24 protein-coding genes and 1 tRNA gene are annotated in these 23579 nt (G+C 71.9%); 10 read left to right on the top strand and 15 right to left on the bottom strand.

Going from position 1 to position 23579, the window contains the following annotated elements:
• Window positions 1–23: 23 nt before the first annotated feature.
• The 5 genes from OG792_RS09450 to OG792_RS09435 all read right to left on the bottom strand — a co-directional run bounded on the left by OG792_RS09450 (window position 24) and on the right by OG792_RS09435 (window position 2507).
• Window positions 24–686 (bottom strand): GOLPH3/VPS74 family protein, encoded by a 663-nt coding sequence (locus OG792_RS09450; protein WP_329108844.1) that lies wholly within the window; start codon window positions 684–686, stop codon window positions 24–26.
• 112 nt (window positions 687–798) lie between these two features.
• Window positions 799–894 (bottom strand): hypothetical protein, encoded by a 96-nt coding sequence (locus tag OG792_RS34655; protein ID WP_442932457.1) that lies wholly within the window; start codon window positions 892–894, stop codon window positions 799–801.
• A 151-nt stretch (window positions 895–1045) separates the two neighbouring features.
• Entirely contained in the window at window positions 1046–1462 is a 417-nt protein-coding gene (locus OG792_RS09445; RefSeq protein ID WP_329108843.1) for a hypothetical protein, read from the bottom strand.
• 362 nt (window positions 1463–1824) lie between these two features.
• Window positions 1825–1896 (bottom strand) — tRNA-Val (locus tag OG792_RS09440).
• Between the two features lie 50 nt (window positions 1897–1946).
• Window positions 1947–2507: a TIGR02611 family protein gene (locus tag OG792_RS09435; protein WP_329108842.1), complete on the bottom strand. Its 561-nt coding sequence runs from the start codon at window positions 2505–2507 to the stop codon at window positions 1947–1949.
• Between the two features lie 304 nt (window positions 2508–2811).
• Between OG792_RS09435 and OG792_RS09430 the strand changes: the two genes are divergently transcribed.
• Entirely contained in the window at window positions 2812–3243 is a 432-nt protein-coding gene (locus OG792_RS09430; RefSeq protein WP_121159322.1) for an SsgA family sporulation/cell division regulator, read from the top strand.
• A gap of 122 nt (window positions 3244–3365) precedes the next feature.
• Here the strand turns inward: OG792_RS09430 and OG792_RS09425 are convergent, their stop codons facing one another.
• Both OG792_RS09425 and OG792_RS09420 read right to left on the bottom strand, forming a co-directional pair.
• Entirely contained in the window at window positions 3366–4142 is a 777-nt protein-coding gene (locus OG792_RS09425) for a glucose 1-dehydrogenase (RefSeq protein ID WP_329108841.1), read from the bottom strand.
• 201 nt (window positions 4143–4343) lie between these two features.
• Complete coding sequence (locus tag OG792_RS09420) at window positions 4344–6593, bottom strand: glycoside hydrolase family 44 protein (RefSeq protein ID WP_329108840.1); 2250 nt, start codon at window positions 6591–6593, stop codon at window positions 4344–4346.
• Between the two features lie 261 nt (window positions 6594–6854).
• Here OG792_RS09420 and OG792_RS09415 point away from each other — a divergent pair, with 261 nt between their 5' ends.
• The 3 genes from OG792_RS09415 (at window position 6855) to OG792_RS09405 (ending at window position 9172) form a co-directional block, all read left to right on the top strand.
• Window positions 6855–7325 (top strand): hemerythrin domain-containing protein, encoded by a 471-nt coding sequence (locus tag OG792_RS09415; protein WP_329108839.1) that lies wholly within the window; start codon window positions 6855–6857, stop codon window positions 7323–7325.
• 155 nt (window positions 7326–7480) lie between these two features.
• Window positions 7481–8668, top strand: a complete 1188-nt coding sequence (locus OG792_RS09410) for a helix-turn-helix domain-containing protein (protein WP_329108838.1) — start codon at window positions 7481–7483, stop codon at window positions 8666–8668.
• 48 nt (window positions 8669–8716) lie between these two features.
• On the top strand, window positions 8717–9172 hold the full coding sequence (locus OG792_RS09405) for an RrF2 family transcriptional regulator (RefSeq protein ID WP_329108837.1): 456 nt from the start codon (window positions 8717–8719) through the stop codon (window positions 9170–9172).
• 27 nt (window positions 9173–9199) lie between these two features.
• Here OG792_RS09405 and OG792_RS09400 read toward each other — a convergent pair whose 3' ends face one another.
• Complete coding sequence (locus tag OG792_RS09400) at window positions 9200–9721, bottom strand: NAD(P)H-dependent oxidoreductase (RefSeq protein WP_329108836.1); 522 nt, start codon at window positions 9719–9721, stop codon at window positions 9200–9202.
• 532 nt (window positions 9722–10253) lie between these two features.
• On the opposite strand from OG792_RS09400, the gene OG792_RS09395 reads away from it, so the two are divergent.
• Entirely contained in the window at window positions 10254–10427 is a 174-nt protein-coding gene (locus OG792_RS09395) for a DUF4236 domain-containing protein (RefSeq protein WP_329108835.1), read from the top strand.
• Window positions 10428–10494: 67 nt separating this feature from the next.
• On the opposite strand, the gene OG792_RS09390 is transcribed toward OG792_RS09395, so the two are convergent.
• Both OG792_RS09390 and OG792_RS09385 read right to left on the bottom strand, forming a co-directional pair.
• The gene (locus OG792_RS09390) at window positions 10495–11529 is read right to left on the bottom strand and encodes a hypothetical protein (RefSeq protein ID WP_329108834.1); all 1035 of its coding nucleotides are present in this window, start codon (window positions 11527–11529) and stop codon (window positions 10495–10497) included.
• 67 nt (window positions 11530–11596) lie between these two features.
• Window positions 11597–12118 carry a VOC family protein gene (locus OG792_RS09385; RefSeq protein WP_329108833.1) on the bottom strand — a complete coding sequence of 174 codons (522 nt, stop codon included), beginning with the start codon at window positions 12116–12118 and terminating at the stop codon, window positions 11597–11599.
• Between the two features lie 57 nt (window positions 12119–12175).
• On the opposite strand from OG792_RS09385, the gene OG792_RS09380 reads away from it, so the two are divergent.
• Complete coding sequence (locus tag OG792_RS09380) at window positions 12176–12640, top strand: MarR family winged helix-turn-helix transcriptional regulator (protein ID WP_329108832.1); 465 nt, start codon at window positions 12176–12178, stop codon at window positions 12638–12640.
• Window positions 12641–12698: 58 nt separating this feature from the next.
• The gene (locus tag OG792_RS09375; protein WP_329108831.1) at window positions 12699–14783 is read left to right on the top strand and encodes a tetratricopeptide repeat protein; all 2085 of its coding nucleotides are present in this window, start codon (window positions 12699–12701) and stop codon (window positions 14781–14783) included.
• Between the two features lie 27 nt (window positions 14784–14810).
• Here OG792_RS09375 and OG792_RS09370 read toward each other — a convergent pair whose 3' ends face one another.
• Together OG792_RS09370 and OG792_RS09365 are read right to left on the bottom strand one after the other, a co-directional pair.
• A complete protein-coding gene (locus OG792_RS09370) occupies window positions 14811–16190 on the bottom strand; it encodes a sensor histidine kinase (RefSeq protein ID WP_329111176.1) in 1380 nt (459 codons plus the stop codon).
• 125 nt (window positions 16191–16315) lie between these two features.
• Window positions 16316–16972, bottom strand: a complete 657-nt coding sequence (locus tag OG792_RS09365) for a response regulator transcription factor (protein WP_329108830.1) — start codon at window positions 16970–16972, stop codon at window positions 16316–16318.
• 93 nt (window positions 16973–17065) lie between these two features.
• Here OG792_RS09365 and OG792_RS09360 point away from each other — a divergent pair, with 93 nt between their 5' ends.
• Together OG792_RS09360 and OG792_RS09355 are read left to right on the top strand one after the other, a co-directional pair.
• Window positions 17066–18217, top strand: coding sequence for a LolA family protein (locus OG792_RS09360; RefSeq protein WP_329108829.1), 1152 nt, complete (start codon window positions 17066–17068; stop codon window positions 18215–18217).
• Window positions 18218–18579: 362 nt separating this feature from the next.
• Window positions 18580–20829, top strand: a complete 2250-nt coding sequence (locus OG792_RS09355; protein ID WP_329111175.1) for a HelD family protein — start codon at window positions 18580–18582, stop codon at window positions 20827–20829.
• A 20-nt stretch (window positions 20830–20849) separates the two neighbouring features.
• On the opposite strand, the gene OG792_RS09350 is transcribed toward OG792_RS09355, so the two are convergent.
• Entirely contained in the window at window positions 20850–21251 is a 402-nt protein-coding gene (locus OG792_RS09350; protein WP_329108828.1) for a hypothetical protein, read from the bottom strand.
• Between the two features lie 247 nt (window positions 21252–21498).
• On the opposite strand from OG792_RS09350, the gene OG792_RS09345 reads away from it, so the two are divergent.
• A complete protein-coding gene (locus tag OG792_RS09345) occupies window positions 21499–21900 on the top strand; it encodes a hypothetical protein (RefSeq protein WP_329108827.1) in 402 nt (133 codons plus the stop codon).
• 116 nt (window positions 21901–22016) lie between these two features.
• Here the strand turns inward: OG792_RS09345 and OG792_RS09340 are convergent, their stop codons facing one another.
• Entirely contained in the window at window positions 22017–22958 is a 942-nt protein-coding gene (locus OG792_RS09340) for a sporulation protein (RefSeq protein WP_329108825.1), read from the bottom strand.
• Window positions 22959–23109: 151 nt separating this feature from the next.
• Complete coding sequence (locus OG792_RS09335; protein ID WP_329108824.1) at window positions 23110–23550, bottom strand: carboxypeptidase-like regulatory domain-containing protein; 441 nt, start codon at window positions 23548–23550, stop codon at window positions 23110–23112.
• Between the last annotated feature and the right edge of the window lie 29 nt (window positions 23551–23579).

The raw sequence follows: 23579 nt of genomic DNA, 5'->3' as shown, positions 1-23579 counted from the left end.
CCCACTTCCGAGCGGGCGGGTGATCAGCTGCCCCCGCCGATGATCGTCACGGTGGTGGTGGTCGTCAGCGCGATCTCCAGTTCGGCGAGCGCGTCGCGTACCGCCCGGTCGGCCCACTGCGGCTCACCGAGCGCGTCGAGCCGCCGCTTCACCTCGTCCGGTGCGCGGCCGGGGAAGGCCGACGCGACCAGTCCGGTGCCACAGACCAGCGCCCAGAGCGCGTGGGTCCGGGGGTCGGGCGGGGTGGCGCCGTCCAGGGCGCGCAGCAGCCGGTGGCGGGCGTCGAGTTCGGCGGCCGGCTGCCCGTCCGAGCCCGACGGGAACCGGGTGGTCGGGAAGACCCACAGCACCCGCTGCTCCGTACGCCGCAGCAGGCCACGTTCGACGAGCCGGTCGAGCACCGCGTCGCGTACCCACTCACGCAGCCGGTTGACCCAGTTCAGGGCCGACAACTCGGTCCGGGACCCGACGATCTCGGCCAGCCCCCGGTCGACGACCGGGTCTCCGGTGGGCGTCGGGTCGAGCACCCGCAGCACGCCGTCGACCGGGGACAACCGGCCGGCGATCGCCAACTCGACCAGCACCGCGCCAGCCAGTCCGTAGTCCAGCCAGGACGAGTCCGCAGCGGGCGACCCGTCATCCCCGTAGCCGATCAGGAGCAGTTCTTCAGCCAGGTTGATGTCCATCTTCGCCATGTTAGGAATGGCGCGCAGCCACGCCCGGACCAGCGGCCACGCCGACGCATCCGGTGTACGGGCAGCAGCCGGTGGTGTCGAGTCGACAGACGACCGGCCGCGGTCAGTACGCCTTGGAGCGGTGCACGACCTCCACGACGGTAACGACTACCCGCCCGTCATCAAGGTCGTACTTGACCCGGTAGTCCCCGACCCGAATGCGCCAGTACCCTCAGTGATAACCAGACGGGAACCGGGTGGGTGCGGATCATCGGCGAGTTTCTTGATCGCCGCGGTAACACGTACCCGGATTGGTTTGTCGAGGTTGGAAAGCTGTTTGGCTGCTGTTTGCTCAATCTCGATCGTCCAGGTCACAGGTCAAGCCCTGCCTCAACCTGTTCCATGGGGACGGTTTCGGCCCGCCCGGAGCGGACCCGTTCGAGAACTTCACGCATGCGGGGGGCGCTGTCGATGTCGTCCAAGAAGTCGATCAGCTCTTCGCGGATCTCCTGCTGGGTGGCTGTCGACGGTGCCGGGACGGACCGGAGCAGGGTGAGAATCGTAATCCGCGCGCGTTGCGGGTCTAACCTGATGAGGTCCGTAACGACCTGAACGACAGCGTCAACGGCTTGCCGGTCGGCGGCTTGTTCGGGTGGGACGACGGCGGCGACGCGCTGCCCAGCGCGGGTGAGGTAGACGACCTGTCCGTCCACGGCGCGGTCGACAGCCTCGACAGGGGCGGGGGCGTGCTCGGGCACCTCGTACTCGTGCGCGTGCGCTGCGGTCATGCCCGGATCGTAGCGGATCCGTAGCGTTCTACCACGAGATGGCGGTGTGTTGCCGCAGGTCAAGCAGCAGTAGGCCGTCGGCGATCGTCTTCTGTTCGACCTCGGCCTCATGGGCTTCGACGATCTTCGGACCTATCTGCTTGTGCCCGGACCTGATGGCTGGTCGCGTCGCCGCACCGCCCGTCCCGGCGATCCCTGCGTCAGTCGTATGGACAGCGCCGAAGAGAGTGGGACATGGCAGCGGGCCGAGCAGGCGCCAGATCGGACCGGTAACTCTCCAGCAACTCCACGGACCGGATGTAGATCGAGAACAGGCCCCGGATGCTTCTCGCATCCAGGGCCTGACCTTGCTATACAGAGGGTGGGCGATGCTGGTATCGAACCAGCGACCTCTTCGGTGTGAACGAAGCGCTCTCCCACTGAGCTAATCGCCCTCAGCGCGCATGACTGTACCTGATCCGGTCGGCACCGCGCATCTTCGGGGTCAGTCGCTCGCGAGGTAGCGGCGCGCCTCCGCGACGAGGTCGATGCCGACGCTGTACTTCAACGACAGCCAGACGACGACGCTGACGAAGACCAGGCCGACCGTACCGAGCAGGAGGCGTACGGGCCAGGACTGGCGGGTCGCCCAGCGGGTCCAGAGCTGCACGTTGCGCCGGGTGAAGGTGAGCAGCCGACGGGCCCAGTGGTATTCGACCGCCCAGACGCCCAGGCCGGCGATCACCAGGAGCCAGCCCGGTCCGGGCAGCGGGATGAGGGCCAGGCCGACGAGCACCACGATCGCCCCGACCACCGCAACGATGATCTTCAGCGCTATCCGGCCGGTGGGGTTGGCCCGAATGATCTCCAGGGCGGTCAGCACCCGCTGCCGGAGACCCGAGGGAGGCCGATCCCGCTCCGCCAGCAGGGAGTCGCCGTCCACCGGCCGTGGCTGGCTCTCGTGGGCGACGCGCTCGTCGTCGGGCACGTGGTTCCTCCGCTCCTCGACCACCAGTGTCCCCCCGTGCTCGACCGGCGGCACCGTGGTCGCCGTCACTCTGGCCATTGCTCCATTAAGGAGCATTTCAAGACCGTTTCGCCCGTCAGTGTCGGTCCGGCCCGTCACTCAACAGGACGACTGGACGTTACCGGAGTGAGTCGACGTGTGAACCACCCGACGCCGGGTGGGATCAGAGACCTGGGTAGAACTGGACATCCTACCTAAATTTTCGATTTCGAGCGGCGTTCGGGGACCCTCTTCCCACTACTGGGTGAGATCAGCGTATGGCGGAGCGTAACCAGGTTCATCACCTGAGGATGGGAAAAGCGGGGCACGTACGCCCCGCAGCGGTGCCGGGGGGAGAACGTCCATGAGTGTCATCCGACCGACGACAGTCGAGGTCGAGACGTCGTTAAGGCTCGTCGCACCTGATGCCACCGCGCTGCCGGTGCGTGCCAGTCTGCGCTACGACCCAGCCGACCCGTACGCGGTCCATGTCCTGTTTCATGCCGAATCTGCCGGCGGCGAAGCGGTCAGTTGGTCCTTCGCCCGAGAGCTATTGGTCACCGGGCTCGACGAGCCCGCGGGAATTGGCGATGTCCGGGTATGGCCATGGGCCACACCGCGGGGGGACTTCGTCGCGCTTGCCCTTTCTTCACCGGATGGGAATGCCCTTTTTGAGGTGCCTCGCAGCGTTCTGGTCAGGTTCCTTCGGCGGACCTACGTGGTCGTGCCTCGGGGCCGGGAGAGCGAGCACCTCGACGTGGACGCCGCCGTCAACCGGCTCCTCGCCGGTCGCTGAGCAGCGGACGGGACAACAACGGCGCCGCGCGGACCTGCCGAGTCCGCGCGGCGTCGACCTACCCCGATCCGGTACGCGGACGGCCGGTCACCGCCGACCCGACGGCGGCGAACCGACGCGCCTCAGCCGTGGGTGGTGATCCCGCCGTCGACCGGGATGACCGCCCCGGTCAGGTACGCGCCCGCCCGCGACGCCAGGTAGATCGCGGCCCCGGCCATGTCGTCGGGCCGGCCGACCCGACCCAGCGGCACCTGGTGCTCGATGGTGGCCCGGGTATTCGGGTCATCCAACGCGAAAGCCAACATCTTGGTCTCGAACGGACCGGGGGCGATGGCGTTGACGGTGATGTGCTCGGGCGCCAGTTGGTGAGCCAGGCTCCGGGTCAGCATGTGCACGGCCGCCTTGGTCGCCGAGTAGGCGTAGACCTCCATCGACGGCACCCGGATGCCGTCGACCGAGCCGATGTTGATGACCCGGGCCGGGTCCTCGACCGTCGCCGCACCCCGTAACGCCGGCAGCAGCGCGGTGGTGAGCGTGAACACCGCCTTGACGTTGATCGCCCAGAGCTTGTCGAACGCGCTCTCCGGGTACGCCTCCAGCGGCGCCCCCCAGGTGGCCCCGGCGTTGTTCACCAGTACGTCGAGCGCGGGCACCCGCGCCGACACCGCCTCGGCCAGACGCAGCGCCCCCGCCGCACTGGACAGGTCAGCCGGGATCGCCTCACACCTGCCGAAGTCGGACAGACTCCGCGCCACCTCGTCGCACACGTCGGCCCGGCGGGAGGAGACGATCACCCGGGCGCCGGCCTCGACGAAGCCCCGCGCGATCATCAGCCCGATCCCCCGGGACCCGCCGGTGACCAGCACCGTTTTGCCCTCGACCGCGAACAACCCCGGCATGCGCAACTCTCCCAGGAATCGTCGTTTGTCACTCTTGTGACATCCCTAACGCATCCGATACTGTTCGGTAACTTAGTCGCGGTACCGCCACCGGGGCAACCCCGCCGGACCCGCCCGTCCCTCGGGTCCGGCCGTGCCCCGGTGGCGCTATCGCACACCCCGCCGAACAGGGCCGCGAGCGAGGGGCGAAGACCGGCCGGATCAGGGCTCCGTGCCCGCGACCCGGACCCCGTCGAGATACACCGTCACCCGCGGGTTCGCCGCGTAACCGGGCGCCGCCGGCAACCAACTGTGGTCGTCCGACTCGGCGAACGCCGCCCAGTCGGCCTTGCCCAGCCGGAGCTTGACCGGACCGGTGCCCGCGCCGACGGCCAGCGTGCCGGCCCCCGGCGTGAAGCCCACCTCCAGATAACCGTCCGCCCCGGTACGCGCCGTCGCCAGCGGGACCACCCGCCGGGTGACCGTCGCGCAGTCGACCTGCGCCCAGTCGCACCAGACGTTGACCGGCACGGTTCCACCGTCGCGGGTGAACCAGTAGCGCAGCGTCAGCCGGGACAGGTCCACCGGCACGGTCCCCGTGTTGTCGAGCAGCAGCACCGGTTTGAGCTGGTTGTCGTTCGGCGCCCAGTCGACGTTCTGGTGCCGTACGGCCAGTCGGGGCAGGGCCGCCGGCGGCGGCTTCTCGATCACGAACAGGGTCACCGAGTCGGCCGGGAAGGTGTGCTCGAAGACGCCCGACGGTGCTCCGGCGGACGGCGGCGGAACCAGGATCGGCCGGTCCGGCAGGCGCGTGATCGAGGACGGGTCGGTGGCCGCGTACTGGTGGACCCGGGCGTGTGGGGCGGTCCGGCCGCGCAGCGAGACGCTGCTCGTCTGCTCCACCCCGCTCTTGTTGACCACCATCACGGTCAGCGCGCCGTCGGTGGAGCGCTCGGCCCCGTACACCGAGAGGCGGTCCCGGTCGGCGCTGCCGGCGCGGACCGCGACGTCGCCGAACCGGCCGCCGGCGCCGTCGTAGTTCCGGTACATCCGGAACGCGTACGCGCCCGGCTGGTCGGCCGACGGTGGTGCCCAGAGGGTGGCCAGGTCGAGCCCCTCCCGGCCGAAGATGCCGAGGATGTCGGCCTGGGTCAGGGCACCGTTGACGTGGTCCAGCGCACCCCAGTTGTACTCGGTGATCGCCGTCTTCGTACCCGGATAGTTCGCCGCCACCAGCTCCCGCATCCGGGGCACCAGCCGTACCTGGGTGTTGATCCAGCTCTCGTCGAGGTAGGACGGATCCCAGAGCGCGCGGGTGGACCGCAACCGCAACGCGTTGGTGGCCGGGTCGGAGCCGTTGCCGAACGCGACCCCGGACGCCTGCGGGTAGAAGTGCATGTCGAAGTAGTCCAGCACCCGCTGGTCGTGCTCGTCCTCATACCGCTTCATCTCACGCAGGTACCAGGTGGTGAACGGCAGGCCGTCCCGGGCCGCCCGGTCCGGCGGGTCGGACCAGCACCCGGTACGCCCACAGGTCTCCTGGTCCAGCCCGGAGTAGTCCCACGAACTCCAGCCCCAGCCGACCGGCCCGAGGGTGGCCGCGCCGGGATCGGCCGCCTTGACCGCCGCGCCGATCTCGTACGCCCGGTCCCGCAGCTCGACCGAGCCGGCGCCGAGCGGGTGCACGTCGCGGTGGGTGGAGTGCCAGATGTCCGGCTCGTTGTCCAGGTTGTAGAACTTCACCCCGCCCTCGTCGGCGGTGCCGTACCGGTCGGTCAGGTGCCCGATCCAGTCCCGTACGTACTCCGCACCGACCGGCACACTGGTGTCGCCCGGATCGTTGCCGGTGACCGGAGTGCCGTCCGGCCGCAGCCCGTTGCCGCAGTCCGGCCGCCACTCGTCGGTACGCTGCTGCGCCCCGTACTTCGCCACCGAGAAGCCGCAGGAGCCGTCGCGGGCCTTCGGCGCCCAGCCGATCAGCGGCACGGTGAGAACGGTGTCGCCGCCGGTCCGCCGGTCCTGCTCGACGAACCGGTCGGTGGTCGATCCGTCGGGCAGCGCGTCCGGGTTCTCGTTGGCCTCGGCGATGTTCTCGAAGAACCAGTCCGAGGCGCGGTTGGTGGTGTCGTGGCGGTAGTGGTAGCGGGTGGTGGCGTTGCCGCCCCACCGGCGTACCGGAAGGTCCAACTCGGCCGCGAGCGCCTCGTCGGCGAAGTTCATCCCGTAGATGTACGGGCTGATCGGCTGTCGGTCGGCGGCGATGTCGATCTCCAGCGCCGGTCCGACCGCACTCGCGCCGACCGGGCCCGCCAGGTAGGCGGGTGCGGGCCGGGCGGGTACCAGACCGGCGGTGGTGGTGAGCAGGGTGGCGACGAGCAGGCCGGCGACGCGGGCCGGTCGGGTGGCGGTGGCCGCCCCGGGTTTTGCGAGCGGGCCGGCGACGGCGACCGGCGGGACGGGTCGGTGGTGCATGGGCGGACTCCCGGAGACTCCGGCGCCCGTACGGGCGCGGCGGACGGTGGTGGCGGGGTGCGGGCAGGCGTGACCGCCGCGACCGCTCCCGATGTGCTTCGTCCAGCCCGGACTGCGGTCACGTTACCGACCCGCGACCGCGCCGGTCAACGATGGGCATCGATGCTTGACGGCACCCGCCGTTTGGCCCGACCCGGCCACGGGTACGCCCCATCCGGGCACCGCCCCGGCCACTGTTCGGGGCTCCGGGAGGATGAGACGATGACCGACGCGGTAAGCCTGATCCAGCAGGACCATCGGGTCCTGGAGAAACTGCTCCACCAACTGCGGGACACCGCCGTCGACCGGGTAGCGGTGGTGGACGAGGTCGCCGCCCGGCTGGCCGCGCACCGGCGGGCCACCGAGCGGGTCTACCCCCTGCTGGTCGCCGCGGACTCCTCGCCCGACCGGGCGGCGGGACCGGCGCCCCTGATGCCGGACCTCGGCCCGGCCGAGGAGCGGCTGGACACGCTGCGGTCGAGCGACCCGGACAGCCGGAAGTTCGAGCAGGCGCTCCGGGAGTTCGGCGACGCCGTCACCCAGCACATCCAGGCGGAGGAGACCGAGGTGCTGGCGGAGTTCGCGATCGACGACGACCCGACGCTGCTGGAGCGCGCGGGCGCCACCTTCGACGCCGAGCGGGTCCGCGAACTGCTGGTGTACGGCATCGACGACCGTACGCCCGGTCAGTAACCGCGACCGCCGGCGGCCCGATCCGACCCGCCCGTACGGCACCGGCCGCCGGCCGGGTTCTCGATGGTCCCATCCGGTCAGCACAGCGCAATCGATCAGTCACGCCTCGGCGCGCGCAGATGCGCGACGGTTGAGCTGCCGCTACCGTCAGGCGGATGGTCCGTTTCGGTCAGACTTCCCCCGACACGGCCGGGTCCGCCTCCGTACCGGAATGGGCGGGCATCGGCACCACGACGCTGCGCGAGTTGGCGGTCGATCCCGGACCGGGCCGACCGCTGCTGCTCGACCACCACGTGCTGGTCCTGGTGACCGTCGGGCACGGGACGTACGAGGTCGACTTCCGCACGTACCAGTGCCGACCCGGCACGCTGATCCTGGTCCGGCCCGGACAGCTGATCCGCGCCGACGGCCCGAGCGGGCTGGACGCGGTGGTGGTCTGCTGGACGGGTGACGCGTTGGCCCGACTCGCCCCCGACGGCGGCACCGGCGTTCCGTTCGGTGCCGTCCACTGGCAGCTCGCCGGTGAGGACCAGGATGCGGTGATCAACGAGGTGAGCCAACTGGTGGTGGACTGCCAGCGTCACGGCGGCGGCCCACTCGCCGCCGAACTGCTCCGCCACCAGCTCGCGGTGTTACTGCTCCGACTGGCCCTGCTGCCCGCCGGTCCGGCGGCCGTACCCTCGGCCACCCGACCGGTTCCCACCGCACCCGTACCCGCGTCGGCCCGCCAGACGAACGCGGAGTCGACCGACACCTACCGGCGGCTGCGCCGGGAGATCGAGGAGCACTACCGGAGCAGCCGGCGGGTGGAGGACTACGCCGCCCGGCTGGGCTGCTCGGTGCGTACGCTGACCCGCGCCTGCCTGGCGGCGACCGGCCGCAGCGCCAAGCAGCTGGTCGACGACCGGGTGACGTTGCAGGCCCGGCGGCTGCTGGCGGCGACCGACGAGCCGATCGCCGACGTCGGACGCCGGCTCGGCTTCCCCGAGCCGACCAACTTCGGCCGGTTCTTCCAGCGCGAGGTCGGCCAGAGCCCGGGTAATTTCCGGGCCGGTCTGGACCGCGGCGACCCGCACGCCGGCCGCGGTACGGGAGTGGCACTCGGCGGCGCCGGCCCATCCCCGCTCGCCGGCATCGGCGCGGCCGGCGGCAACGGTGCCGGAGGTGCCGGGGCCGGGAGTGGCGGGGCCGGGAGTGGCGGGGCCGGGAGTGGCGGCGGCGGTAACGGGGCCGGGAGTGGCGGCGGGAGCGGGGCGAGCGGCCAACAGCGGGTGCCGGGACAGCGTCCGGTCGGGCCCGGCCCGCTGGTCGGTTCGCCGAAGCACGCGTCCGTATTCGGATAAGAGCGAGCCTGCTGCCTGCTCGGCGGTGTCCGCAGGCATGATGGAGTCGTGCAAATCTCAGCGCGCGGCGACTACGCGGTCCGGGCGGCACTGAGTCTCGCCTCGGCGTACCCGTCGCTGATGTCGGCCCAGGCCATCGCCCAACAGCAGGACATGCCGCGCAAGTTCCTCGAAGCGGTGCTCGCCGACCTGCGCCGCGCCGGCATCGTGCGGGCGCAGCGGGGCGCGGAGGGCGGCTACACCCTGGCCAATCCACCCCGCGAGGTCAGCGTCGGGACGATCCTGCGGGCCGTCGACGGCCCGCTTGCCGGCGTACGCGGGCTGCGCCCCGAGGAGACCCGGTACGACGGTGCCGCCGAGAACCTGCCCCGACTGTGGGTCGCGGTCCGGGCGGCGGTACGCGACGTGGTGGACGAGGTGAGCCTCGCCGAACTGGTCAGTGGTCGGATGCCCGCGCACGTACGGAAACTGACCACCCGGCCGGACGCCTGGCAGCCACGCTGACCGGGCCGCCCCGAGGGGCGGGACCCGTCAGGCGGACAGTCGTACCGCGCGGCGGCTCGGTACGGCGGCTCGGTCGCTGAAGAGCCGGGCCGCGTACGCCAGCGCCACCGCTCTCGGCCGGGCGGCGAGGGTGTCCGGCACCAGCAGTGGCGGGTCCACCACCGACGCGCCCAGGGCGGTGAGCCAGTCGGCGAGCTGCCGGTGTGTCTCGTGGGTGCCGCGCGGCTCGGGTGCGGTCACCACCGGCACCGCGCCGATCCCGAGCAGGCCGGCGGCGGGCAGGGCCTCCCCCAGAAGCTTGAGTACGCCCGCGTAGCCGCCCTGTCTGGTCGGCGTGGCGACCACCAGCAGACTGGCCCGACAGATCAGGTCCACCGCCTTGGTGACCTCGGGGCTGTCCGGGACGAGCAGGTGCGGGGCCAGCCAGGCGAGGTCGACGGTGACCGGTGCCGGTTGGCCGAGGTGAGCGGCGATCGCGGCACTGGCCCGTTCGGCCAGGTCCAGGGTGGATGACTGCGGACGCGGATCGCCGGACACGGTGACGATCATGGTGTCCCTCCTCAGCGTTGCTGGGTCGACTCACCCGAGGGCGGGTGGCGGCCGGGCTGCACAACGGATCAGGGAGCGTGGTCTCGGACAGCGGCGGCCGACGACCGGAGCGGGAGCGACCGCTACCGGTGGCTGTGCGGCACGGGGTTCGGACCAGCTCGACGGCGGGGGCGGTGACCTGCCGGACGGACCGGGTTGGCCGCAGGAGAACGCGGTCGTGGGAAATGGGATTGACAGGCGCGGCCCGCCATCGCCTCCCCCCATGCTGCCGCTGCCGGGTGAACCGGTCAACCCCCATCCACCATTCGGGACATTTGATCAGCTAACAGATCGACTCGCGACATGATGCCCAGAAAAACTCCTCTATCTCCACGTGTTAAGTAGGATTACATATCGATGCTTCTCGTGGTCGGCGGGGCTGTCGCCGGGTCCCGACCGTCCGATGAGGACGGCCGGAGGTTTGCCGGACCGGCGCCGGGGGAACCTTCGAGCCGTCCCCCGACATAGACGTTCCAACGAAGGGAGCACAGCCATGGGTCTGATGTTCCGCAAGCGCAAGAAGTACGGCCCGCTGATCCTGAACTTCACCGAAAACGGCTTTTCCTCATGGAGCATCAAGATCGGACGCTGGTCGTGGAACTCCAGGGCTCGCGCACACCGCGTCGACCTGCCCGGACCGCTGTCCTGGAAGCAGGACAAGCGCTGACTCCCCGAACCTCGCTGCGGGGCCGGTGACCCGCCGGCCCCGCAGCGGTTCCGAAGCCGGGAAACGGTCAGCCGACCGCCGGGTCCGGTACGGGCCCGACCGCCTCGACCAGTACGTCGCCGCCGAGCCGCCCGGTCGCGGGTTCCCGGCTGACCAGACCCGCGGCGAGCAGTCCGGTCAACGCCCGGTTGGCGTCCTCTGCCCGGTAGACGGTCCGCGTCACCGTGAACAGACGTAGTTCGCTGACCGTGGCGGGACCACCGGTGGCGAGCCGGGTCAGCAGCCGCGACCCGAGCGGGTCCGGGGCCGTCGGCGGCACGTCCACCGACGGCCCCGGCCCGTACGGGTCGCGGTAGCGCACCCCGGTGCCGTGGCCGAGCGCCCAGATCCCGTCCTTGAACGCCTCCAACCGCTTGCCGGACGAGGTGCCGAAGACCACCAGCCGCGACCCGCGCCCCGGCACACCCGCCGAATCCGCCCCACCGGCCCGACCCGGCGCGGCGCCCGGATCCGGCTCAGCGCCCGCCTCGCGTTCGGCGCCCGCCTCGCGTTCGGCGCCCGGATCCGGCTCGGTGACCAGTTCCACCTCGCTGACCAGGTCGAATCCGGCTTCCGGCAGCGTGCGGCGGTGATCCGACCCGGCGCGGGACCGGTCGCCGAGGATCAGCAGCAACTCCGCCGGCCGGCCGGCGGCCAGCGCCGCGAACGTGGCCGGGGACGGCGTCGGTCCGTCGCTCGCGTCGAGCAGCGCCAGCACCGGGGCACCGGCCGCGCCGGCCGCCTTGAGCACCACGCCCAGCCGGTCCGGAGCACCGGGTACGGCGTACAGGCTCACCTCGGCGGGCAGGCCGGACTGGTCGGCGGCGAGCCCCGGGTCACCCGGTTGCGCGGCGAGCACCACCACCGCCAGCCGGCGGCCCCGTAACGGCTCGGCCAGCCCGGTGAACACCCGCAGGACCGACCCGACCGTGCCGGTGTCCGGGCCGCCGTAGGCGTACACGACGGTCGCCCGGCGGCCCCGGTGCAGGGCGCCCGGCGCCCACTCGGCAACCTGACGGACGAGCAGCTCACGGACGAGGCCGGCGATCGGATCGGGAACCATGCTGCGGTTCTACCGTGCCCCGCCGGTGCTGTCACATCCGCCCCGCCCGGTCGAGCCGGGCCGCCGCTCAGACCGGTACGGAGATGCCGACGCCGCCGCGCGTCTGGCCGCCGTACCGCTGCTTCTCCCGATCGAGGTCGAGCCGGCCGATCCGCTTGCGCGCGGCGAGCGCCGCGTCGTCGAGCCGGTCGGCCGGGACCAGCCAGACCACCTCGAACTCCAACCCGTCCGGGTCACGGGCGTAGAGGCTCTTGGTGGTGCCGTGGTCGGAGCTGCCGGCGAGCGCGCCGACCTCGCCGAGCCGGACCGCCGTGGCCGCGAGTTCGTCCAGCGTGTCGACCTCCCAGGCGAGGTGGTAGAGCCCGACCGTGCTGCGCCCGGCGGCCGACGGTCCGGCGCCCGCGCCCAGCTCGAACAGGCCGAGGTCGTGGTCGTTGGTGGAACCCGGCGCCTGGAGGAACGCGGCACCGGCGAAGTTGTCCGGGGTCATCGCGACCGGCCGGAAGCCGAGCACGTCGCGGTAGAAGGCGACGCTGCGGGCGACGTCGCTGACGAAGAGGACGGCGTGGTTGAGCCGATGGATACCCATGCGCCCACGGTAGCGCGAGATAGTTGAGCGTTCAACTAAGCGGGCTAGACTCCGTCCATGACCCGGTGGCTCGATCCCGACGAACAGCGCACCTGGCGGACCTTCCTCGCCGCGACCCAGTCGCTGATGGAGACGCTCGACCGGGAGCTCCAACACGACGCCGGTGTGCCACACGCCTACTACGTCATCCTGGTGCACCTCTCCGAGGCACCCGGCCGCCGGCTGCGGATGAGCGAACTCGCCGACGCGACCGGGTCGTCCCGCAGCCGCCTGTCCCACGCCGTCGGACGACTGGAGCAGACCGGCTGGGTACGGCGGGAGAACTGTCCCACCGACCGGCGCGGGCAGAACGCCGTCCTCACCGACGCCGGATTCGCGGCCCTCGCCGCCGCCGCACCCGGACACGTCGAGGGCGTACGCCGGCACCTGTTCGATCCGCTCAGCCCAGCACAGATCGACCAACTGCGGCGGATCAGCGAAGCATTGGTCGACCATCTCGACCCGAAACGTCCGGCATCATGACCAAACTGCCCCCCATCGGCCCCTTGTACTGAACGTCGCTGGACCAGCACGATGGGACGTGTCTCCCGGCTTCGGCGATCTCACCCCCCAGGCGCAACAGCTCGTGGCCTCCGGCGACCTCGCCGGCGCGCAGGAACTGCTCGGTGCCGCCCTCAACAGCGCCGATCCCAGCCCGGCAAACGCCTCACCCGAACTGGTCGAGGCGGCCGGGCTCCAGGCAAGGGTGCTGGTCGCCCTCGGCGAACCGCACTCCGCCCGGGGCTGGGCCGCGTTCGCGTACGCCGCGGCCGACCGGCTCTACGGCCCGGCCGACCAGCGTACGGTCGCCAGCGCGGCCACCCTCGCGGCCGTACTGCACCGGGTCGGCAGTCATGAACGGGCGGCCCGGCTCTACCGCGACGTGATCATCGAGCTGACCGCGACCGACGGCCCGGAATCCCTGCGGGTGCTCGCCGCCCACGCCGACCTGGCCACGGTGGAGTACGCCCAGGGCGAGTGCCAACTCGCCCGAAACCGGCTTGAGGACGCCTGGGAACTGCACCGCGAGGTGTACGGCGACGGCCACGTCAGCGGAATCCGGATGCTCGCCCGGCTCGGCTCGATGCAGCGCGACTGCGGCCACTTCACCGAGGCACACGAGCACCTGGCCCTGGCCCGGGAGCTGTGCCGGGAGCACCTGACCGCCGACCATCCGCTCGCCATCCAGGTGGCGGCCCTCGCCCGAGCGGCGGCGAATCCCGACCACACCTGCCGGGACGGCGAGTCGGCCGATCCCGATGGCGCGACGGAAACGGGCACCCGCACCGGCGGACCGGTGGACACCTACCCGTCCGCCGCCGCCACGTATCCGGCCCCGGCCGACACGTACCCCGCCCCGACCTCCCCCGCCGCGTACCCGGCCCCGGCCTCCCCCAGCGCCTACCCGGTGGCGGCCGAGCATTCCTCCACCGGGTATTCGGCGCCGGCCGAGCATTCCTCTGCGGTCGGGTATCCGGCGCCGTCGGACGCCTCCACCGGCGCCGGTTACCCCGATCCGGCCGACAGCTACGCCGCCGCGGCGCAGGCGTACCCGATTCCGGGCGGCAGCCACACCGCGCCGACCGAGCCGCCACCACCGGCCGTACCGCCCAGGATGCCGCCGCCCCGCGTGCCACCGCCCCGGCTCCCGGTCGACCACGGGCCGTTCGGCCCCGGCGCGTCGTCGGCCGACACCGTCTACCCCCCGTCCGACAACCGCCCGGCCGACCGGGACAACCAGTGGTGGCCGCCCGACCGGGCCGAGTCCGACCCCGCCGACGAGCCCGTCGACGGCCTCGACGACCACCGGGCCGGCTGGACGTCCACCGGCCGGGCCGGCTGGCGGACCGAGCACCCCGCCGACCCGGACAACGACTCCTGGGCCCGCGAACCCACCGGCACCGACTGGGACCACGCACCGCCCGGCGCCGGTTGGGACCACGCACCGCCCGACACCGGCTGGAGCCGCGGCACACCGGGTGCCGGATCGTCCCCGCTGCCGCCCGCCGTACCGGGCATGGCGGCCGACCCCGGCGGTGGCCGGGAGCCGTCCCGCGAAGCCGGCGGGACCAGGCACCTGCCGGAGCGCCGCCCGCAGGCCAAGGTGCCGGTCCGGATCTACCAGCCGCCGCGCCGACCACTGCGGCGGACCCTGCCGGTTATCGTCGCCGGCCTGGTCGTGGTGCTGCTCGGCACGGTCGCCGTGGTCGCCGGGTTCGCCCTGACCAGCGGCTCGGACCCGGACCCGACCGGCCCCACCGGGCCGACGCCGAGCGGCCCGGCCGCGAGTACGACGCCCGGGGCCGGCGCACCGCCCGGCCCGGTCGCCGGGCCGCAGGTCTCCCCCGGTGCACCGCCCACCGCCCTGGCGATCCGGGACAGCCGGGACAGCGTGAACCTGAGCTGGGTCTACCCGCCCGGCGCCGAGGGCCCGATAGTGGTGTCGGCCGGACGCACCGGCCAGGACCCACGGGCGATCTACGAGTTGGCGCCGGGGACCACCAGTTTCATCGTCTACTCGCTGAACCGGAACACCGACTACTGCTTCACGGTGGCCGTCGTCTACTCGGTGGACCTGGTCGGCCGGACCAAGCCGGTCTGCACCAACCGGTCCGGGGCCAGCTGACCGGAGCCGCCACCGCGGTCACGCCGGTCAATCGGGCAACCGGGCCGCCGCCGGGAGGCGCACCTCCACCCGCAGGCCGGGGCCGGCGCCGGAACGGGTACCACCGGCGTCGGCGCCCGCGTCGGCCAGCCGGACCGTGCCGCCCTGCCGGCGTACCAGCTCGCGGACGATGGCGAGGCCCAGGCCGGCACCGCCGCTGTCCCGGGTACGGGCGTCGTCCAGCCGGGTGAACCGGTCGAACACCCGGTCCCGGTCCACCGCCGGGATGCCCGGACCGTCATCGGTGACGGTCACCAGGTGCCAGTCCGCGCCGTCCTGCGGCTGCGGCAGCACGGCCACCACCACCTCGCCGGCCGCGTGCCGTACGGCGTTGTCGAGCAGGTTCGCCAGCACCCGGTCCAACGCGTCCGGCTCCCCCTGCACCCACACCGGGCCGTCCGGCGGCTCGACCCGTACCGGCGGCGACGGGTAGCGCTGGGCCACACCGACGACCAGTTCCACCAGCTCGACCGGGCCGCTCGACCTGCGCGGCCGGGGTGTTCCGTCGTCCGCCCGCGCGAGCAGCAGCAGGTCGTCGACGAGCCGGCTCAGCCGCTTGGTGTCGGCGAGCAGGTCGTCGGCGACCGCCGGCCAGTCCGTACGGGCGCCGAGGTGCTGCGCCACCTCCAACTGCGTACGCATGTTCGTCAGTGGGCTGCGCAACTCGTGGGCGGCGTCGGCGACGAAGGCCCGCTGACGTACCCGGGCCGACTCCAGCCGGTCGAGCATGCCGTTGAGGGTGACCGCCAACCGATGGATCTCGTCGCGGGACGCCGGTACCGGCAACTGTCCCGGCCGGGCACCGCCGGTGATCTCCTCGGCCCCGGCCCGCAGCGCCTCCACCGGACGCAGGGTCGCGCCGATCACCCGCCAGGCCACCACCGCGAGCAGGACCAGCAGCAGCGGGAACCCGACCAGGAGGATGGCCCGGACCATCTTCACGCTGTGCGCCACGTCGGTCATCGACTTCGCCACCAGTACGGTCTGCGGGTCGTCGGGCGGCCCGGCGGGCACCGCGACCACGCGTACCGGGCCGGTCAGGCCGATCTGCCGACCGGGGATGTAGACCCCGGACCGATCGTGGGTACGGGCGAGCTGCTCCCGGTTCAGCATCGGCACCAGGCGATCGGCGTCAATGCTGGCGGCCAGGATCCGCGACCGCTGGTCGATCACCTGGACCCGTACCTCGGCCCCGGCGACCGGAAGCGGGTCCGGCAGGGCGTTCTCGGCGGTCAGCATGGCAACCGCGTCGGCGGTCTTGAACGCCTCGGTGTCGACGGTGCGTTGCAGCGCCCAGCCGAGCGCGCCGACCAGCAGCACCCCACCCACGAACAACCCGGCGGCCAGCCCCGCGACGCCGATCACCATCAACCGGGTACGCAGGCTCAATGTCAGGAAGAACCGCTTCCGGCCGGCCCGGTCCCCGCCGCCGTCGGACCGGCCGGGGGCGGCCGGCGGGGCGACGGACCGGCGCCGCAGGCCGCTACGCGGGCTCATGCGGTCAGCCGGTAACCGGCACCCCGGACGGTCTGCAACCGGTCCCGACCGATCTTGCGGCGCAGGTAGCCGACGTAGACCTCGACCGCGTTCGGCGCGGTCTCCAGGCTGGCGTCCCAGACATGGTCCAGCAGCTCGGTCTTGGAGACCACCTGCCCGGCCCGGCGCAGCAGGTACTCCAGCAGGCCGTACTCGCGGGCGGTCAGCTCGATCTCGGCGTCGCCGCTGGTCACCCGCCGTCGGGCCGGGTCGAGGCTGAGGTCGCCGAGGGTCAACACCGTCGGTCGCTGGGGCGCGCCCCGACGCAGCAACGCGCGCAGCCGGGCCAGCAGCACGACGTACGAGAAGGGTTTGGTGAGGTAGTCGTCCGCGCCGCAGTCCAGCCCGTCGGCCTGGTCGTACTCGCCGTCCTTGGCCGACAGCATCAGCACCGGCAGCCACTGCTGCTCGGCCCGCAGTTGGCGCACCACCCGGTAACCGGAGAGGCCGGGCAGCATCACGTCGAGGATCATCGCGTCGTAGCCGCCGTGCCGGGCCAGGTCGAGCCCGGTCAGGCCGTCGCCGGCCACGTCGACCGCGAATCCCTCGGCCTGCAACCCACGCTGGAGCGCCGCGGCGAGCCGCGCCTCGTCCTCCACCACCAGCAACCGCACCCGCCAAGGGTGCCACCGCGAACGGGTGGGGCCACACCACCTCTCAGCCGGACCACAGCACCGACGGGGCACCATGGGGGCAGGAGGTGCTACATGTCAGTTTTCACGAACCGCCCGGCCCTGCGCTGGCTGGTACCGGTCGCCGCGGCGGCGGTGGTCATCGGCGGCGGCGCCGCGATCGGCACACTCAGCGCGAACGCCGAGCCGGCGCTGCCACCGCGCAGCGCCGCCCAACTCCTGGTCGACCTTCAGACCGCCCAGGTGGAGGGCTTCTCCGGCACCGTGGTGCAGCGGGCCGACCTGGGTCTGCCCGCCCTGGCGGGCATCGCCGGGTCCGGCAGTTCCGACCTGACCGCGCTCGCCTCGGGTACGCACACCCTCCGGGTCTGGTACGCCGGCCCGGACAAGGCCAGGGTGGCGTTGCTCGGCACCCTCGGGGAGAGCGACATCGTCCGCAACGGTGCCGACGTGTGGACCTGGCGCAGCCAGTCCAACGAGGCCACCCACCACCGGCTGCCCGCCGCGCTGGCCGGTGACGAGGCTGGCCACACCGGCGGGTCCGGCCCGGCCGGGCTGCCGTCGACTCCGCAGGAGGCGGCCGACCGGGCGTTGGCGGCGATCGACCCGAGCACCGAGGTGACGGTGGGCCGGTCCGCGACCATCGCCGGGCGGGACGCGTACGAATTGGTGTTGCAGCCCCGGGACGCGGCCTCCCTGGTCGGCCAGGTGCGGATCGCCATCGACGCCGAGGAGCACCTGCCGCTGCGGTTCGAGTTGTTCGCCGAGGGCAGCGAGGAACCCGCCTTCGAGCTGGCCTTCACCCAGGTCGACTTCAACCGGCCGGGCGACAGTCAGTTCACCTTCAACCCGCCGCCGGGTACGAAGGTGACCGAGAGCACCGGTGACCGGACCGCCCGGAAGCCACACGACAGCGGCCCGGCGGCGGACTCGCCGACGACCGTCGGCACCGGCTGGACCACGGTCCTGGTCGGTCGGGTACCGGCCGAGCTGGCGGCCGGGAAGCTCCCGGCGGCCGACGGCGGCGCCCAGCCCGGCAACCCGCTCGGTTCGGCGGACGTGCTGGGCAATCTGCTCGGCTCGTTCCCGAAGGTGAGCGGCGACTGGGGCAGCGGGCGGCTGTTCACCACGAAGCTGGTCAACGTGCTGCTGCTCGACGACGGCCGGGTGCTGGCCGGCGCGGTCACCCCGCAACGGCTGTACGAGGTGGCCGCGGTCCCGCGCTGACCGCGGCCGTGACCTGATCCGCTCCGACCGAATCCGCCGGTCGGTGTCGCCCACGGGCGATGCCGGCCGGCGGAACTCGTGCGGGGTCGAGCGCAAGGATCCCCAGCGCCGACGCGCCAGTTCCCACCGGTCGATTCGATAATGGTTTCGACGATCAGCCGGACTCGCGGCACCAACCGATAGGACCATGGTCGGGGTGCCCGTTGCCGCGCTATGTTCGTCATTTGAATGCAAAAAAGAACGGCAGTTGAATGCCGTTCTCACAACATCTTAGTTAATGGGGAGAAGGTTTGTCAAGGTACTCCGAAACCTCGGATGACCAGCCCGCCGACGAGATCGGCCACGAGCAGGATTATGTCTCCATGCTCTACGGCCGACTCGACCGGCTGCGCGACCGGGCCGCACAACGCCTGGCCGGACAGCTGCGCAGCGTCGGCGGCACGCAGCAGGCCCGCTCCCAACGGGACAGCACCATCGCCATGTACGCCGAACAGGTCGAGCAGTACGGCGCGGTGGAGGATGGTCTCTGCTTCGGGCGACTCGACGTCGACGAGGGTCCACCGCGCTACATCGGCCGGATCGGCATCTTCGACGAGGACGGCGAGTACGAGCCGCTGCTGATCGACTGGCGGGCTCCGGTCGCGCGTTCGTTCTACCTCGCCACCGCCGCCTCACCCGACGGGGTACGGCGCCGCCGGCACATCCGTACCCGGTTCCGCAAGGTGACCGGGATCAACGACGAGGTGCTGGACCTGGCCGCCGCCCGCAGGACCGAGCACGAGGGGCTGACCGGTGAGGCCGCCCTGCTGGCCGCCGTCACCGCCAGCCGGACGGGCAGGATGGGCGACATCGTGCAGACCATCCAGGCCGAACAGGACCGGGTGATCCGGGCCGACCTGCCCGGAGTGCTGGTGGTACAGGGTGGACCGGGCACCGGCAAGACCGCGGTGGCACTGCACCGGGCCGCGTACCTGCTCTACACCCACCGGCAGCAGCTCTCCACCCGGGGCGTGCTGGTGGTCGGCCCGAACGCCACCTTCCTGCGCTACATCTCGCAGGTCCTGCCGACGCTGGCCGAAACCGGCGTGCTGCTGCGTACGGTCGGCGAGCTGTTCCCCGGCGTCACCGCGACCCGGCCCGAACCGGCGGCGGTGGCCGAGATCAAGGGCCGACCGGTGATGACCGAGTTGCTCGCCGCGGCGGTCCGCGACCGCCAGCAGGTGCCCGAGGACGGCCTGGACGTGCTGGTCGAGCGGGACACCCTGCGCCTGGACCGGCAGACCGTGCTGGCCGCCCGGGAGCGGGCCCGGCGGTCGGGGCGACCGCACAACCTGGCCCAACCGCTCTTCGACATCGAGATCATCCACGCGCTGGCCCGGCAGGTCGCCGAGCGGATCGGCACCGACCCGCTCGGCGGGGAGAACCTGCTCGAAGAGGCCGACCTCGCCGAGATCCGGCGCGAGTTGCGCGACGAGTCCGGGGTCCAGGACGCGCTGGCCGAACTGTGGCCGGTGCTCACCCCGCAACAACTCCTGTCCGACCTGCTCGGCTCCGCCGGACGGATCGCCGCCGCCGGGGCGGAACTGGTCGGCGACGGGCTCACCGAGGCCGAACTCGACCTGCTGCACCGGGACCCCGACGGCGGCTTCACCCCGGCCGACGTACCGCTGCTCGACGAGTGCGCCGAACTGCTCGGCGAGGACGACCGGTCCGCACAGGCGCTGGCCGAACGGGAACGCCGGCAACTGATCGAGTACGCCGAGGGCGCGCTGGAGATCGCACTCGGCTCCCGGTCGATCGACACCGAGGACGAGGCGGAGGGCGGTGAGATCCTCAGCGTCACCGACCTGCTCGGCGCGGACGAGTTGGCCGAGCGGCAGGAGACCGGCGACCGGCTCACCACCGCGCAACGGGCGGCGGCCGACCGGAAGTGGGCCTTCGGGCACATCATCGTCGACGAGGCGCAGGAACTCTCCCCGATGGCCTGGCGGCTGCTGATGCGCCGCTGCCCCAGCCGGTCGATGACCGTGGTCGGGGACGTGGCGCAGACCGGTGCGCTGGGCGGCGCCGCCTCCTGGCGGCAGGTGCTCGGACCGTACGTGGCGGACCGGTGGCGGGTACGGGAACTGAGCGTCAGCTACCGCACCCCGGCCGAGATCATGGCGGTCGCCGGCCGGGTCCTGGCCGAGATCGACCCCACGATGGAGCCGCCCCGAGCGGTACGCAGCACCGGCCTACCGCCGTGGGACGTGCGGGTGGCCCCCGCCGACCTGGCCGCGCGCCTGGTCGAGTGCACGCTCGCCGAGGCGGGCGCGGTGGACGACGGCCGGCTCGGGGTGATCGTGCCCGAGGGCCTGGCCGCCGAACTGGGCCGGGTCGTCACCGACGCGGTCCCGGAGGCGGCCATCGGCGAGCACCCCGAACTGGAGAGCCGGGTGGTGGTGCTGACCGTGCCGCAGGCCAAGGGGCTGGAGTTCGACTCCGTACTGGTGGTGGAGCCGGACCGGATAGTGGCCGAGTCACCCCGTGGCCACAGCGACCTCTACGTCGCGCTCACCCGCGCCACCCAGCGGCTCGGCGTACTGCGGACCACCGGGGCGGCGCTGGGCTGACCCACCCGGACGGGGCGGGCTCACCGGTCGGTGAAGTTGCCGACCTGGCTGGCGTCACTGGACTGGTCGCTGGTCGAGCCGCCGGCCGGCGTACCCATCCCACCGGTGGTGGCGTCGCCGGTGGTGGTCGGCGCCACCTTGCCTCTGCCCCGTGGCGGACCGGTCCGGCGAACACTCGCCGGGCCGGCGGTGCCGCCGGTGGTGGTCACCATGCCCCGTGGTGTCCGGGTCGGGCCGCCGTCGCGCCAGACGCCGGTATCGGCCTTGGCGTCCGCCGGATCGTCCACGTCCCGTGCCTGGGCTTCCCGGCGCTCGTCGCCCGGCAGGGTCACCTCGTCCGTCGCGGCTGGCCCGTACTCGCCCCGACCGACCCGATCCTCGGCCCGCCGGGTCGACTGTCGTTTCCTGTCGTCTCCGCGCACGTTCTCACCACCTCTATGGGAACCATCCGTGCCCGCTGCCTGCCCGTGCGGCAGCCGGCTAAACGGTTCCCGACCCGGACCGGGGCCGGTTCCCGAAGCCGGACCCGAGCCGGGGCAAAGCCGATCGGAGCCGGGCTGTTTGCCGGCAGGTGGGCCGGGTAGCCAGGTGGTGCCGCCCTCACCTCGGGCCGAAAGGTCCGGGGCCGGGGGAGCGCAGTAAGCCTCATCGAATCCTGAGGAGGAAAAGATGAGTACGCAGACTCCGTCCAGGTCCCAGCGACCGATGTCGGACCAGCCCACCATGAACCGACCCATCTCGGACGCGCGAAACATGCAGGGTTACGACATGGACATGTCGGACCAGCAGATGTCCGACCAGCGGATGATGCCGGGTAGGCGCGGTGGCCGCGGAAGGCCGGGTAGCGAGACCAAGCCCGCGTTCCTGACCACCGAGTTCTACGTCTTCCTGGCTGCCGTCGGTGGCGTGATCGCCGCCTCGGTCATCATCGGGAACGACAATGCGGGCATCGATGTGTTCCGCGCGGACCGGGCCTGGTTCTTCATCGCCCTGCTGAGCATCGGTTACATGCTCAGCCGTGGTCTCGCGAAGGCCGGTAGCAAGTCTCGGTGGCGCGGTGACGATCGTTAGCCGTCCGCCGTCAGGTACGACCGGAACCGGGTAACCCCTGAGCATCACGGTGCTGCGGTCGTCAGGTTCACCCTGGCGACCGCAGCACCTTCACGCTGCGTGAACGGACCTTCGGGTTACTCCTCGAAGTCGCCGCCGTCGTCGCCACCGAACGCGTCGTCCAGCACCTCACCGGCGAGCATGCCGGCACCGAAGCCGAGCGCCCCACCGACCACGGCGCCGCCGATCCCACCGCCGTGGTGCCCACCGCCGTAACCGTGCGAGCCCTGCTTGGCCCGGCTGCCGTAACCGGAGATCGTCTCGTTCAGCCAGCCGTCGACCTGACGGGCCCAGTCGACCGACTCGGCGCCGGCGTGCGGTACGGAGTAACGGCCGAAGCTGTCGTGCCCACCGGAGAACAGGCCGCCCCGCTTGTCGCACTCGATGATCACGTCGACGCTGTACTGGTTGGTCACGAAGGTCAGCTCGACCTCGCGTACGACGTGCGAGTACTGCGGAGCGGCGAAGAACTCGATCTCCTGGTAGAACGGGAGCGTCTGCTGGACCCCACGGAGGTGGCCGCGCTCCAGGTCGGCGCCCTTGAACCGGAACCCGAGCTGGCTGAACGCCCCGAGGATCCGCTCGTGCACCGGCAACGGGTGCACCGACACCTGGTCGAGGTCACCCTTGTCGACCGCGCGGGCGATCGCCAACTCGGTGCGCAGGCCCATGGTCATGCCGTGCAGGCGCTGACCGTAGACGTCGGTGATCGGGGTTTCCCACGGCACCGGAAGCTGGAACGGGATGCTGAGCTGCTGGCCGGCGGCGAGCTGGAGCGCTCCGGTCACCGGCAGCCGGTGGAACTCCATCGTGCCGGCGTACTCGTTGTCGCCGGACTCCATCTCGACCCGGGTGACCAGGGCCAGGCTGATGTGTTCGATGTTGGCCGCGGCGTCCCCACCGCGGAGGTTGACCTGGCCGTCGAGCACCAGACCGGGTCGGGTGTTCGGGTTGGACAGCACCGTGTCCACGCTCGGACCACCGACGCCGAGGGCGCCTAACAGTTTCTTGAAGACCATGGGCTCTGACACCATCCACCGTGGATCGACGTACGACGCACGACAGACTAGTGGACATTCCTGTGGGATCGCTGAGAGCAGCCGGAACGTCACCTGTGCGTATTCGTACGCGAGAATCCGTCATCGATGGACCGGGCTGCGCCGTGGTCGATCAGCCGAGGGTGAAGTCGACGGTGGCGGTCTGGCCGAGGGTCACCGTGGCGGTCTGCGGTGCGGCCCGGCCGGTGATCGTGGAGCCGGCCGGAGGCTGGGCCTGGAACTCGTACCGGCCGGGTGCCAGGGTCCACCGGAAGGTTCCGGCCTCGTCGGTGGTGACGAGCAGTTCCGGGATGGCGTTGGCCGGGTTGTCCAGCGACTTCGGGTGGACCGCCACGCCGGCCAGCGGTGAGCCGTCGGCGGCGCGGACCCGGCCGGTGACCGTACCCCGGTTGGTGGCCTGGCCGGAGTCGGCCGGTGGGTCGGACGCGGAGATCGGCGAGTCACCGCCGGGCCCGCCGGCCGCGCCGGGCGCGTCGGCGGGTTGGGCACAGGCCGAGAGTACGGCGACGACAAAGACCGCGGAGACGAGTACGCGAGTGCGAGTTGACCTCATTGGTAGCTCCTTAAGATGATCTGGACCAT

It is taken from the genome of Micromonospora sp. NBC_01699, assembly GCF_036250065.1.
In the GTDB taxonomy this organism is placed as follows: Bacteria; Actinomycetota; Actinomycetes; order Mycobacteriales; family Micromonosporaceae; genus Micromonospora_G.
This window is presented reverse-complemented; position numbering and strand designations above follow the sequence as displayed.